The following is a 14,418-nucleotide window of genomic DNA, read 5'->3' on the forward strand; positions in this document are numbered from 1 at the left end:
TAACGATGTTGAATCTATTATTAAAAACAAAAAAAATACGCTTTTTGCCAATTTTCCTCTGCTTTAGTATATGGTATGGACAAGCTATTGGGCAGAAAAAAACGGATAGTTTTGGCTGGGGGGATGCACAGAAAGTACTTTTTTTAGGCAATAGTATTACTTACGCGGGGCAATATGTCGCTATGACAGAAAGTCTATTCCTAAGCAGTCACCCGAAAAGGAAACCTCAGTTTATTAATTCGGGCTTACCAAGTGAGACCGTTTCTGGACTCAGTGAACCGAATCATGCCGATGGAAAATTTCCACGCCCCTGTCTATTTGATCGACTGGACAATGTGCTCGATAAAATAAAACCTGAGGTTGTTTTTGTTTGTTACGGTATGAATGACGGTATTTATCTCCCTTTTGATGCTATCCGTTTTGAAGCCTATAAAAATGGAATTATCCGTTTGCACAAACGTTTGGTCGATCGGGGCGTCAAGCGCATCCTATGGATGACACCCCCGGTACATGATGATCCGCAGCTTCGGCTCAATGGCTACAATAAAGTATTGGATCGCTATGCCGAATGGCTTATCGGCTATGCCAAAATGCATTCCTGGGAAATCATAGACCTCCATTTTCCCATGCGTCGTTACTTGGAAGCTAAGATCGGGAAAGACGCTCAGTTTAAACTGGCCGCAGATGGGGTGCACCCCGGAGAGTTGGGGCATTGGCTAATGGCTAAGGAAATAGTACAGCACCTGATGCCTGATTTCCCGATTGAAAGCACATGGGATGACAATTTGCACAATCAACCAAAACTTCGCCAGTTATATACGCTTGTTTTGAAAAGGCAGACGATGATGAAAGACGCATGGCTAACCTATACAGGTCATAAACGACCTGGACTATCCAAGGGAATTCCAGTAGAAGATGCAAGCAAAGCATATGCTGCTATTCAAGATGAAATAAAAATGTTGGGTTTCTGATTTGCGATAGCTTGCGATCCGAATAAATGAACTTTTATGTATAAATCTATATCATGATCAAAATCAATTTTTTTAAGTGGAAGTGTGTAGCAGCAGTGGGAATGTTGCTGTGCATGACCGATGTTGCTATTTCACAGACAAAATCACCACCTTATGAAGGTGTTGCCGGTTGGCAGGAGACGCAAGATAAACGCATGGAATGGTTTAAAGAGGCCCGTTTTGGACTATTTATCCATTGGGGATTGTACAGTGCAGCAGGTGGTTCTTTTGAAGGGAAACAATATCCACAGCATTATGCCGAATGGATACAAACCTGGGGGAAAATTCCCAGTAAGCACTATGTTGAAGTACTGAAACCAAAATTTACTTTAGGTTCTTTTGATCCACAATCCTGGGCACGCCTTGCAAAAAAAACTGGAATGAAGTATATGGTACTGACCTCCCGACACCACGAAGGCTTTAGCCTGTTCAATAGTCAACAGCCTTATGCCTTGAAAAATGATGTTACGGGTACGGCAAATTTATCGCCGAAAGGAAGAGATCTTTATCGCGAAATTATGGATGCTTTCCGTCAGGAGGGAATGAAAGTAGGAGCTTATTATTCGCTCCTGGATTGGCAACATCCCGATTCTTATGAAGCTTTTCAGCTGAACCCGAATGTGAATAAGCATCAGCCAGATCATGAACGTTACAAAGCCTATCTCTATGGGCAAATCAAGGAACTTGCACAAAACTATGGGCGGCTGGACATGCTGTGGCCCGATTTCAGCAGCAAACAGCATGAGGGCGAAGCCTGGGGGACAAAGCATATCTTGACAGATCTGATCAAATGGCAGCCCAATATTATTATCAATAATCGATTTTGGAACGGACTCGAAAATAAGAACGGAGATATCGGAACTCCCGAAAAATATATTCCACCAACAGATTTGCCAGGCATGTACTGGGAGGTAAGCCATACTATGAATGAAAGTTATGGCTATAGCGCCCATGATCAAAATTGGAAAAGTTTTCCCAAGATCATGCAATTATTTGTGGAAACGGTGAGTAAAGGGGGCAATTTCCTGTTAAATGTTGGACCCGATGGTGACGGAGCCATTCCTGAACCTGCGGTGCGGATTATGGAGCAAATCGGGGATTGGATGAAGGTCAATGGCGAATCTATTTACGGTACCACCGCGAGCCCTTTTCAGGCCTTGGATTGGGGGTATTGTACCCAAAAAAATGGGAAGCTGTATCTGCATGTTTTTGATCGTCCGGCCGATGGAAAAATAAATCTGCCTATCAAAAATAAAGTGACGGCTGTCTACGCCCTAGCTTCACCTACAATGAAGTTAAAATCCACTTTAGAAAACGGAAGACCAGCAATTCCTGTTGATATCTTCGACAGTAAGAAGGGACCGAAGGTTATTGTGGTCGAAATCCAGGGAAAACCAATTGTTGAGGAAAGCCTGACCCAAACACAGGCAGATGGACGCATCGTGATGAACGCAAATAATGCAAAATTACAGGAAGGAAAGGGATTAAAAATTATTGGTGCACATACCCATGATCCGAACCGTCCGAACGCCATCGGTCAATGGAAAGACCTTGCGGATAAAGTTTTTTGGGATATCAAAATTCAAAAACCAGGGAAGTATCGTGTGTTCGTCAATTATCTGGCGAATAGCAAGCAGCACGGAAAGATTGTGCTCTCGATGCTCGGACAGCAGCTCCCGTGGACATTCGTAGCTGAAAAAGAAGCTAAATTTAAGGAAGTGGCCATGGGAACCATTGAGGTATCCCAGCAAGTAATTGGTGAGCCCAGTACGAAGGTGATTTTGCAGGCTACAGCCATCGAAGGCGATACTTTGCCAGAGATTGCTTCGATTACTTTGGTTCCTATACAAGAATAAACTATCTTTAAGAAAACCTGAACAAATTATCCATACATAAACCATTTTGCCGTCAAGGAGTGAAGAAGTACTATAGGGACGTGCAGAAGAATAAACTATCCATAAAGAATGAAAAGAAGAGAATTTATAGCCAAGGGAATTGTATCCTCTTTGGCTTTTACAATTGTCCCGCGCGTTGTGTTGGGAGGCAATGGATTTCTTGCACCAAGTGATCGTATCAATCTTGGGTTTATTGGTGTCGGAAAACAATCCTATACCTTGATGAATGGCCTCAATCGCTGCAAGGAAATTGCAAGTCTGGCTGCCTGTGATGTAGACCGTAATAAGTTGGCCGCATTTATTGCTGCGACAGCGAAAAAGCAAACGGAATTGTCAAAAGCACAGACTGAGATCAAGGCCTATCATCATTATCGGGAACTATTGGATCGGAAAGATATTGATGCTGTTGTCATTGCTACACCCGATCATTGGCATGCGCAGATTGCAGTTGATGCGGCTAAAGCTGGCAAAGATATTTATTGTGAGAAACCCCTTGCATTGACTATTGCCGAGGGTCGTGCCATGGTCGATGCAACCCGAAAATATAAACGTGTATTTCAGACGGGCAGCATGCAGCGTTCTTCCTATAATTTTAGACAGGCGGCAGAACTGGTTCTCAATGGCTATATTGGCAAAATCAAGGAAATCAATGTTTCTGTGGGCGAACCGGTCAAACAATGTGACCTTCCCTCCATGCCAGCCCCCGATTATCTCGATTGGGATATGTGGGTAGGACCTTCACCATATCGGGGTTATAATCCGATATTAAGCCCACCTTTAGAGGACGATAAATGGGCCTGGTGGCGCGGTTACCGTGATTTTGGTGGCGGTTACATCACCGATTGGGGAGCACATATGTTTGACATCGTACAATGGGCCTTGGGCATGGATGAATCGGGCCCTGTTCAGTTTAATCCACCCAAGGAAGCCAATAGCAATAGCGGGCTCTCGTTTAGCTATGCCAATGGCGTTCGGGTAAACCATGTGCAGTGGGGAGTACATAATGCGATCCAATTTATCGGTGAAAAAGGTAAGATTGAAGTAAGTCGGGAATTTATCCGCTCGAACCCGGAAAATTTGGCGAATCTTAAACTGACTTCTTCTGATCGTCGTTTGTATTATAGTGATAATCACTATCAGGACTGGGTTGATGCGATTAAAAAAAGAAGTAAACCTATCTGTGATGTTGAAATAGGTCACCGGACGAGCTCAGTGTGCAATGCCATCAATATTGCGTATGAACTTCAAAAGGATTTAAAATGGAATCCACAAAAAGAACAGTTCGACAATGACTATGCTAATCTCATGCGCAGTCGCCCTTATCGCGGGGAATGGGATTTTAGAAAATTCTAGTAAAGAAAATGAGCGATTAATTGTAAATAGGCTTAGCATTTTTTGCTAAGCCTGTTTTGTTGATGGATTAATATTTCGAAGACAATGTAGACCTGTATTACTCCGTCTCGGGCGCAACATTTGCTAAGTACTTCATCCCAATTTTTTGATAAAATAGTGCGGAAAGTTTGGCATCTGCTTCGTACATTATTCGGATGCGAAACAGATATGGTACTGCTATTGACCCGCTATTGACTAGACCCGGAACAGGAATTGGTCAACTTTCAATCGATAGCCGTAACCAGATTCTCCACAGGCGAAGGTGGTACGAACACAATAGGAAGACAACCCGAAGACAACATTAGTGCTATAGACAAAAAAGGCCATATAAAACACGTTTTTCTGTTAACGGAAAGCGGATGAAAGCGAGCTTATTGAAATGATTATTTACACGATTTGATCACTAGATCGCTTTTCTTATCGGGAGATAGAAAAAATATGGCCGCTGATTTAAAAGAGAGAGGACAAAAAGAAAATTTGCTATTCTGGATAGATAATTGCTTTATTTGTATCCAACAATTATTACATTCGAACAGCAAAAGTAATCTCGATATGTCGCAATTAACAATTATAGATTTGGCCAAAAAACTCGGCTTATCAAAATCGACCGTTTCCCGTGCATTTCGGGATAACGTGGACATTAATCCAGCGACAAAAGCTCGGATTTTGGCTATGGCCGAAGAAATCGGTTTTTCGCCGAATGTTTATGCGAGTAGTCTAAAGGCAAATAAAAGTCTGACCATTGCGATTATTATTCCCGAATTTGGCAATAAGTTTTTCTCGCAGGCCATCAAAGGAATTGAGGCTGTGGCGCGCTCCAAGGGCTATCATACCTTGATTTATGTGACGGATCATCAGGTGCAAAATGAAGCCTCAATCGTACGTTCACTGGCCAATGGACGGGTGGATGGCGTTATCATTTCGGCGTCGGGTGAGGGTAAGGACCATTCGCATTTACAACTTTTGGCGGAACGGGGAATACCGGTCATGTTTTTTGACCGTGCTTATGACGATTGGAAGGGGGGCTACATTACGGGTAATGACTTTGATTCGGCTTACCTGGCAACCAAACACCTGATCGATAATGCCTGTAAACGGATCGCTTATCTTGCAATCAATCCGAATGTCTCCATCGGTAAGGTGCGTAAAGATGGCTACGAAAAGGCGCTGCAGGAAGTGGGAATTCCGATCAGACCAGCGCTTATTTTGGATACGGTGAATGATGCTGATCAGAATATGAAAGATATTGCCGACTTGATCGAGCAGGAGAAACCCGATGCCATATTTGCTTCGGTAGAGCGTCTTGCTATTTCGAGTATACGGGTTGCCAAGCAGCTTGCAATTCGGATTCCTGAAGATCTTAAAATCATTTGTTTTTCTTGTTTGGATATCGCCGATCTGATTGACCCGGCACTGAGCGTAGTGAAACAACCAGCCTATGAAATGGGCCAATTAGTAACAAAATACCTATTGGATAAGATGGAAGACCCTGAAAATAGTAAGTTTGCTAATTCGGTTTACCTTGATTCCCAGCTTATTTTTCAAAAATCTAGCCTGAAATAAGAAAAAAAATATTTGTTTTTTGTAATCCCATTATTTAGCTTTGAATACTTTCGGGAACATTCCCGAAAGTATTTAAATAATCAATTTGTATAAAATAATGGATAGGGAAATCCAGCAAATCGCCACAAACGATTTCTTTTTGCCTTGACTTCGGGAACGTTCCCAGTGTCAGATTCCAAGTAAAGCTAATTATCGATGGGGAAGCATATCTCTCGTTTAATAGGGTATCTCTGGGTGATTGTCCTATTATCATCATCATGTGCAAATAAGAAAGATATCGTGGATGTCGAACAACCTCCTGTTGTTGAACAGCAGGGATCCGGTTTGGTGAATCTTTCTGCTCCATTTATCTTTTGGGATAAGGAAATCACGTTGCAATTTGATCTTTCGAAAGGAAATGCGGCTTTAAAGGGAAGCACTACAGACCTGTACCTACACGCCGGATTGATTCCTGTCAATGGGAGCAGCTGGCAACATGTCGCGACAGATTGGTCTAAGAATGACAATGCCTATAAACTTAAATTTGTTTCTGCTGGTTTATATTCATTCACATTTACCCCCTCCAAATTTTTTAACCTGACTAATGGCGGAGAATTTGGTCAGATGGCACTTTTAGTCCGCAATGGAGATGGGTCGCTGGTCCAACGCAACAAAAATAATTCAGATCTATTTCTTCCTCTTGTAACGAGCAATACGCAAGCCATTCGTTTTGTTTCGCCTACGCTGCAACCCACAGATCCAATGACCACTGAGCAGATGTACACCGTTGGCGATAACCTGAAGCTACAATTACAGGCAACGCAGTCCGGAAAAATCAGTGTCTGGGACAATGGTATATTGCTGGCTGAATCTTCTGCTGCACTGTCTTTAGAAAAATCTGTTAGTCTACAAAGCAACGGCCTGCATGAGCTCGAAGCCCGCTTGGAAGCTGATGGCAAGGTATATTCCAGTAAAGTGGAGCTATTTGTAGAATCAAAAGCTACCATTGCTGCCCTCCCGATAGGTATCAATCCAAACGGAACAACCATAAACAGGGAAAAAGGGGAGGTCAGTTTTGCGCTCACAGCACCACTGAAAAAAAGTGTATATCTGTTAGGTGGTTTTAACAACTATAAAGCATTACCAGCCTATGCGATGAGCCAGACTCCAGACGGCAAAACCTGGTGGGTAACGGTGTCGAATCTGGATTTCTCCAAAAAACAGACTTATCAGTTTTTGGTGGATGGCCAATTGGCTATCGCTGACCCCTATGCTGAACTGATTCTTGATCCGCAGAATGATGCTGTACTTGGGCTTACAGCAGCGGCTGTACCCGCTTATCCCGCAGCTGCGCATGGTATTGTCGGCGTATTGGATCTTTCCACAAAGGCTTATACCTGGAAAACAACTGCTTTTAACAGACCTGCTCAAGGTGATTTGGTGATCTATGAACTGTTGGTCCGCGATTTTGTCAGACAGCATCAATATACTACACTCAAGGATTCTTTGTCTTATTTAAAAAGGCTGGGTGTAAATGCCGTTGAGCTAATGCCTGTACAGGAATCGGAAGGGAATTCGACTTGGGGATATAATCCTTCATTCCACCGGGCATTGGATAAATATTACGGCTTGAAAAATGACCTGAAAGCTTATGTCGATGCCTGTCACGAAAATGGTATTGCCGTGATTTTGGACGTTGTTTTTAATCACGCATTTGGTCAGTCGCCGCTTGTACAGCTTTATATGGAGCAGGGCAACGTCGCTGTCAATAGTCCTTGGTTCAATACAGTTGCCAAGCATCCGTTTAATGTTGGCTTCGACTTTAACCATGAAAGTAGTTATACACAGACTTTTGTTAAAGATGTCTTGACCTATTGGATGCAGGAATACAAGATCGATGGCTTCCGCTTTGACTTGTCTAAAGGCTTTACGCAGAAAAATTCAGGCACTTCAGAAAGTGATTTAAGCGCTTGGAATGCCTATGATGCTTCCCGTGTGGCGATCTTAAAGCAATACCAGCAGCATATTCGGAGCATCGATCCCTCGTGTTATATTATTCTCGAACATCTTGGCGGAGATCAGGAAGAGGCCGAACTTGCGCAATCGGGGATGTTGCTATGGAACAACATGAATGGGGTCTTCAATGAGGCGGCGATGGGCTGGAATGCCAACAACGGCTCGGATTTAGGCAGATTATTCCCTTCGGGCCACGGCATGACACAACCCTCGTTTGTGTCTTATATGGAAAGCCATGACGAACAGCGGTTGCTGTTCAAATGCCTGAATTATGGCAATTCATCAGGTAGTTATAACATCAAGAACCTCAGCACGGCATTAAAACGTATGGAACAGGTTGCAGTCTTTTTATTGGCTTCGCCCGGACCTAAGATGATCTGGCAGTTTGGTGAATACGGCTATGATGTATCTATCGATGAAAATGGGCGCACAGGCGAAAAACCATTGTTGTGGAGTTATCTACAACAAGATGATCGCAAAAAGCTCTTTGAGACCTACGCCAAACTTACACGTTTCAAAACCAAAAATAGCATTTTCCAAAACGGGACAATTATCACATCGGCTATGAAAGATGCCGTTAAATATTTTGTTCTCGAAAAGGAAGGACAACAAGTAGGGGTACTTGGCAATTTTGGGGTAGAAAGTGTGGACTTTGCCTTGCCGGCAGCGTTGCAGGGGCAGTGGGTCGATAATTTTACGGGAAAAGAGCTCAATTGGTCAGGCCAGTCAAAATTGAGTCTCCTACCTGGGCAGTACCAATTGATAAGCAAAACAAAACTAAATAAATAAACAGTTATTTTATGAACAAACAGCTATCACGTCCATTTTGGGCTCTGAGCATGCTACTCGGTGTAAGTGCTTCGGCATTTGCGCAACAGGCAACGCTAAAAGGGCGAGTAATGGACCAGAAGGGGAGTTCCTTGGTTGGTGCTACACTGCGCTTCGAGGATATTCAAAAATCACTGTCTACCAATGCGAATGGGGATTTTAGCTTGGATAGACTACAAACGGGGAAATTACGTCTGAAGGTAAGTATGGTCGGATATGCGACCCTGGATACCTTGATCCAGGTCGGCGATGGACAGCATCCGTTAAACCTTTACCTGAAATCCAATACCAGTGCACTGGAAGAGGTTGTGGTGATTGGTTATGGTACGCAAAAGAAAAGTGACCTGACGGGTTCAATCAGCACAGTATCTGCAAAAGATTTTCAAAAAGGACAGATCTCCTCGCCGGAGCAACTCATTATGGGGAAAGTTCCAGGCGTACAGATTACGACAAGTGGGGGGCAGCCAGGAGCAGCAAGCACCATACGTATCCGTACCGGAGCTTCATTGAACGCAAGTAACGATCCGTTAATTGTCGTAGATGGAATTCCATTGGCAGGTGGTTCTGTATCCGGGGTAGCAAACCCATTAAGTATGATTAATCCAAATGATATTGAGACATTTACAATCTTGAAAGATGCCAATGCAACAGCCATCTATGGTTCGCGAGCGTCGAATGGGGTGATTTTGATCACGACAAAAAAAGGTAGCCGCTCCGGTACGCAGGTGAATTTTAGTACACAGAATTCATTGGCGACAGTCGCCAATAAAGTAAAGCTACTCAACGCCGATCAAATCCGTGATTATGTCAATACAAATGGCAGTGATGCCATGAAAAAACTGTTAGGAACAGCCAATACCGATTGGCAGGATGTGATCTATGGCAATGCATTTACAACGGATAATAACGTTAATATTGCTTCGAAGGCAGGAAATATGCCATACCGTATTTCTGCGGGATATATGAACCAGGATGGGGTACTGAAAAATGATAACTTGAAGCGAACTACTGCTGCATTGGCTTTAACGCCAAAATTTTTGGACAATCACCTTTCTTTAGATGTGAATGTGCGTGGTACCTGGTCAAAATCTAAATTCGCTACTCAGGATGCAATTGGTACAGCTATTCAGTTCGATCCCACCCAACCTGTGTATGTAGAGGATAAAAGTAGTTTTGGCGGGTACTACGAGTGGATTCAAGGGGGGAAGCCTAATCCCAATGCACCTCGCAACCCGTTAGCCTTGTTGGATTTACGCAAAGATAATGGCGATGTGTTTAGAAGTATCGGAAATGCAAAGGTGGATTATAGTTTTCATTTCCTGCCGGAGCTGCATGCCAACCTAAACGTCGGCTACGATTTGGCACGTTCCAAAGGCAATACATTCACCCCAGCGATCGCTGCACGTAATTTTAATGAGGGTGGTGAAAGAACGCAATATAAAACCGATATCAACAATAAAACGCTGGAGTTTTATTTAAAGTATGATAAGGAATTACCTACAATCAAAAGTACGATAGACGCGACATTAGGCTATGGCTACTATAAAAATAGTAGCAAGGTTTACAATTTTAACCGTACAAATGCGGATGGTGATAAGATCCTAAATGAACCTACTCGGCCTTTTGATAAGCCCGAAAATCTGTTGATCTCTTATTATGGCCGTCTGATTTATACCTATGACAACCGCTATGTTCTGTCGGGAACCTTGCGGTCGGATGGTTCTTCCCGTTTTAGTCCGGATAACCGTTGGGGATATTTTCCTTCTGTTGGATTTACCTGGCGGGCAAAGAACGAAGGCTTTTTAAAAGATATAGCTGCAGTATCCGAACTGAAGCTCCGTCTAAGTTATGGAAAAACCGGGCAGCAAGATGGCATCGCCAACTATTCTTATTTGCCTAATTATACCATCAGCGGCAACGAGTCGATGTATCGCTTTGGTGATGAATACTACTATTTAAATTCACCTGTGGCCTACGATAAAGACATTCGTTGGGAAAATACAACAACCTATAATGCCGGAGTTGATTTTGGCTTTAGCAACAATCGGGTCTATGGTAGCGTGGATTATTATTCGAAAAAGACCAAAGACCTGCTCAGCACGATTCCCGTCCCTGTAGGCTCTAACTTTAGCAATTTCCTGTTGACCAACGTGGGTAACATGGAAAACCAGGGGCTGGAGTTTAATGTACACTTCGTCCCGCTAAAAACGGATAATTCGACCTTGGACATCGGTTTTAACCTAACTTATAATAAGAGTAAAGTAACCAATCTGACACAGAGTGATGATCCGAACTTTATTGTAGAGACCGGTGGTATCCGTGGTGGTACAGGCGGAAATATCCAGGCGCATAAGGTTAATTTCATGCCAAACAGTTTCAATGTTTTCCAACAGGTATATGATGAACAAGGGCATCCTGTCGAAGGTGTCTATGTTGACCGTAATGGAGATGGCGTTATCAGCGATAACGATCGCTATCTGTATAAATCACCGTTACCGAAATATCTTTTGGGTTTTACGGCGGCATACAGCTACAAAAAATGGTCGGCAACAACGGTATTGCGCGCAAATCTTGACAATTATGTCTACGACAATGTTTCTTCTAATCTAGGTAGTGGTGCGAATGTCAGTGATCAGGCCGTATTGGTCATCAACAATGCACCGGTGGACTTTTTGAACACCAATTTTTTGCTTAAACAGCTGCAGAGTGATTACTATATCAAGAATGCTTCGTTTTTGAAAATGGATAATGTGAATCTGAGTTACAATCTTGGAAAATTTATCCGGAACAGTAATGCTTCGATGTCTATTTCTGCAACGGTACAGAATGTATTTACGATTACCAAGTATAAAGGGGTTGATCCGGAAATATCCAATGGTATAGATGACCGTTTCTATCCCAGACCGAGAACGTACGTGGTGGGTGTTAATGTGAGTTTTTAAACAATATAACGATGAAAAAATTAAATAAATATATAGGCGCTTGCTTGCTTGCCGTCGCATTGAGCAGCTGCCACAAGGATTTGGACTTAAAACCGACCAACGATGTTACCGCAGATGTTGCTTATAAGGATTTTCAGGGGTACACCTCCTCTTTTGCCAGGTTATATGGATCTTTGACCCTCACCAGTACTTCAGGACCTAATAATTCCGATCTAGGTGGATTGGATGCCGGTACATCGGATTTTTTGCGTCTTTTTTGGAACGCACAAGAACTGACAACGGATGAAGCTGCTTGTGCATGGCTCAATGACCCGGGTATCAGTGGGTTAGATTATCTGAATTTTGATGACAGTAATCCCATGCTGCGCGGCCTTTACACGCGTTGTGTTTATAGTGCAACGCTAGTCAATGAATTTTTAAGAGAAAGTACTGAAGCCAAATTGGCCGAGCGTGGTATTTCTGATGCCGATAAAAAAGAAATCGCTTATTATCGTGCCGAAGCAAGATTCTTACGTGCTTATAATTATTGGGTGCTGCTTGATTTATTTGGCAATCCACCATTTGTAACCGAAGAAACTCCTGTCGGAAAAGTATCGCCGCCTCAGATCAAACGACCTGAACTTTTTGCGTATGTAGAGAAAGAGCTGTTGGAAGTTGCAGGCCAGCTAAAAGGTGCCAAACAGAATGTATATGGTCGTGTCGATCAAGTTGCGGCATGGGGGCTGTTGGCTCGTTTATACCTCAACGCTGAAGTTTACCTGGGTGCCGGTAATAAGAAATATACCGAAGCAATTACATACGCAGAAAAAGTACTGAACTCGAGCTATAGTTTGGGGACAAATTATCGGGAGCTCTTTTACGCGGATAATGATGTGAACAACACCGAATTTATTTTCTATCTACCTTATGATGGAACCAAAACACAGAGCAAGGGTGGTACAACTTATCTGATCAATGCAGCTATTGATGCAACGATGGATCCCACTTCATTTGGTGTACCGGGCGGCGGTTGGGCCGGAAATCGGACACGCGACAATATCGCAACGATTTTCGGAGACTACAGCGGAGCAACGGACAAGAGGGCAATGTTTCACTTAAATACGAGCGTTAAAATTGAAGATATCGCCGTCTATAAGCAAGGACTGGCGGTTACCAAATTCCGCAATGTGAACAAGGACGGAAAAACTGCTCCTCCGGCAGCTGAAGGTTTCGTTGCTTCGGTGGATTTCCCGTTGATCCGTCTGGCAGAGATGAACTTGATCTATGCTGAGGCGACATTGCGTGGCGGCTCTGGCGGAAGCTTGGCCAAGGCGCTGGACTATGTCAATAAACTGCGTGTACGTGCTTATGGAAACAACAGTGGGAACTTAATGAATCTTTCTTTGGATGATATTCTCAATGAGCGTGTGAAAGAATTATACTGGGAAGGATTTAGACGTTCGGATTTAATCCGCTATGGCAAATTTACGGGTGATAATTACCTCTGGCCTTTTAAAGGTGGTGTGCTTGCAGGTCAGGCAGTTGCCGGGTATAGGACGCTGTTCCCACTTCCTGCTTCGGATATTATTGCGAACTCCAATCTTGTACAGAATCCAGGCTATAATTAATCAGCATCAGACAGGAAGAACGACGAGTCTCTTCCGGTCAATGTAGCCTTACCTGTAATAAGACAATTGTTGACAGATGAAACCGGGCAATATCTATTGTTCGACGCATTGGCGAATGGTCAGTTACCCGGGCTTTCATCAGCTATTGAAAACAAAAATTAAACAGATGAAAATTAGACACTATATCGGAATCATGCTGCTATTTATCGTGGCGTTCCAAAGTTGTAAAAAAGATGAGACGCGCGCTATATTGGCTAGCGGGGAGGACATAAAGCCGGCGACTTTAAGCCTCGATAAAACGAATGTAACCTTGTCAAAAGATAACGCAGAGGATACGGTACTGCACCTCAATATGATTCAGCCTGACTTTGGTTTTCAGGCTGCAGTGACCAATGTCCTTCAGTTTGGGCTTAAAGGTGACAATTTTAAAACTGTAAAGGAAGTGGTTATTCCTAGTGGTCGGAGCACCGTAGGTTTTACGGGTTATGAGCTGAATAGCTATTTACTTGCTTTGGGTGTGTCAACAGGGACCACTTCTGAATTTGACGTGCGCATAAAGTCAAGTATCAACGCTAAAATTACGGTGGTGTATTCTGCTTTAGCTGGTCTGAAGGCGATCCCCTTCGCTTCAACAAGTTATTTATATGCCATAGGGGCTTATGAGGACTGGGTTGAAGCCAATGCTGAATCGTTGATTTCGCCGACGAGTAATGGGATCTATACCGGTATCATCAATTTTCCAGAAGAAAAATTGACCTTTAAACTGACTCCTGAGCGAAATTGGAGCAATTCATATGGAGAAACAGAGCCAGGTAAGATCGTTTACAATGGTGGTCAAGACATCAAGGCTCCACGTGCCGGTAATCTCGAATTGGAAGTAAACACAACAGCTAACACGATTTCTTATAAAGACCATAGCTGGGGCATTATTGGTAGCGCCACGCCTAAGGGCTGGGATGCCGATACGGATATGAAATTCGACAATGCCAATCAGGTATGGAAGCTCACAGTGAGCTTGACTGCAGGCGAGATCAAATTCCGTAAAAACCACGATTGGGGAACCAATTTTGGCGGGACTAATGGCACCTTGGCTGCTGGCGGTGCAAATATCGCCGTTGCCAATGCCGGTACCTATGATATTGTCGTGGATTTCAATGCAAATACATATACGTTGACGAAGAAATAA

General features: G+C 43.3%; 8 protein-coding genes. All 8 read left to right on the forward strand.

Annotated elements, in window-relative coordinates:
- Nucleotides 1–5 precede the first annotated feature (5 nt).
- The 8 genes from B2107_RS04285 (at nucleotide 6) to B2107_RS04320 (ending at nucleotide 14,418) form a co-directional block, all read left to right on the forward strand.
- On the forward strand, nucleotides 6–971 hold the full coding sequence (locus tag B2107_RS04285; RefSeq protein WP_293953465.1) for an SGNH/GDSL hydrolase family protein: 966 nt from the start codon (nucleotides 6–8) through the stop codon (nucleotides 969–971).
- 53 nt (nucleotides 972–1,024) lie between these two features.
- Nucleotides 1,025–2,866: an alpha-L-fucosidase gene (locus tag B2107_RS04290; RefSeq protein WP_293953467.1), complete on the forward strand. Its 1,842-nt coding sequence runs from the start codon at nucleotides 1,025–1,027 to the stop codon at nucleotides 2,864–2,866.
- A 108-nt stretch (nucleotides 2,867–2,974) separates the two neighbouring features.
- Nucleotides 2,975–4,258 carry a Gfo/Idh/MocA family protein gene (locus B2107_RS04295; RefSeq protein WP_201670495.1) on the forward strand — a complete coding sequence of 428 codons (1,284 nt, stop codon included), beginning with the start codon at nucleotides 2,975–2,977 and terminating at the stop codon, nucleotides 4,256–4,258.
- Between the two features lie 591 nt (nucleotides 4,259–4,849).
- Nucleotides 4,850–5,860: a LacI family DNA-binding transcriptional regulator gene (locus B2107_RS04300; RefSeq protein ID WP_293953470.1), complete on the forward strand. Its 1,011-nt coding sequence runs from the start codon at nucleotides 4,850–4,852 to the stop codon at nucleotides 5,858–5,860.
- Between the two features lie 195 nt (nucleotides 5,861–6,055).
- A complete protein-coding gene (locus B2107_RS04305) occupies nucleotides 6,056–8,644 on the forward strand; it encodes an alpha-amylase family glycosyl hydrolase (protein ID WP_293953472.1) in 2,589 nt (862 codons plus the stop codon).
- Nucleotides 8,645–8,655: 11 nt separating this feature from the next.
- Nucleotides 8,656–11,625, forward strand: a complete 2,970-nt coding sequence (locus B2107_RS04310; RefSeq protein ID WP_293953474.1) for a SusC/RagA family TonB-linked outer membrane protein — start codon at nucleotides 8,656–8,658, stop codon at nucleotides 11,623–11,625.
- A gap of 11 nt (nucleotides 11,626–11,636) precedes the next feature.
- The gene (locus B2107_RS04315) at nucleotides 11,637–13,232 is read left to right on the forward strand and encodes a RagB/SusD family nutrient uptake outer membrane protein (protein ID WP_293953476.1); all 1,596 of its coding nucleotides are present in this window, start codon (nucleotides 11,637–11,639) and stop codon (nucleotides 13,230–13,232) included.
- A 166-nt stretch (nucleotides 13,233–13,398) separates the two neighbouring features.
- Nucleotides 13,399–14,418 (forward strand): SusE domain-containing protein, encoded by a 1,020-nt coding sequence (locus tag B2107_RS04320; protein ID WP_070567640.1) that lies wholly within the window; start codon nucleotides 13,399–13,401, stop codon nucleotides 14,416–14,418.

It is taken from the genome of Sphingobacterium sp. UBA7855, from assembly GCA_002500745.1.
Lineage (GTDB): Bacteria > Bacteroidota > Bacteroidia > Sphingobacteriales > Sphingobacteriaceae > Sphingobacterium.

What these genes read in the sequence shown, in the direction of transcription:
- B2107_RS04285 (WP_293953465.1), top strand. Translation starts at nt 6, where the DNA reads ATGTTGAATCTATTATTAAAAACAAAAAAAATACGCTTTTTGCCAATT.
- B2107_RS04290 (WP_293953467.1), top strand. Translation starts at nt 1,025, where the DNA reads ATGATCAAAATCAATTTTTTTAAGTGGAAGTGTGTAGCAGCAGTGGGA.
- B2107_RS04295 (WP_201670495.1), top strand. Translation starts at nt 2,975, where the DNA reads ATGAAAAGAAGAGAATTTATAGCCAAGGGAATTGTATCCTCTTTGGCT.
- B2107_RS04300 (WP_293953470.1), top strand. Translation starts at nt 4,850, where the DNA reads ATGTCGCAATTAACAATTATAGATTTGGCCAAAAAACTCGGCTTATCA.
- B2107_RS04305 (WP_293953472.1), top strand. Translation starts at nt 6,056, where the DNA reads ATGGGGAAGCATATCTCTCGTTTAATAGGGTATCTCTGGGTGATTGTC.
- B2107_RS04310 (WP_293953474.1), top strand. Translation starts at nt 8,656, where the DNA reads ATGAACAAACAGCTATCACGTCCATTTTGGGCTCTGAGCATGCTACTC.
- B2107_RS04315 (WP_293953476.1), top strand. Translation starts at nt 11,637, where the DNA reads ATGAAAAAATTAAATAAATATATAGGCGCTTGCTTGCTTGCCGTCGCA.
- B2107_RS04320 (WP_070567640.1), top strand. Translation starts at nt 13,399, where the DNA reads ATGAAAATTAGACACTATATCGGAATCATGCTGCTATTTATCGTGGCG.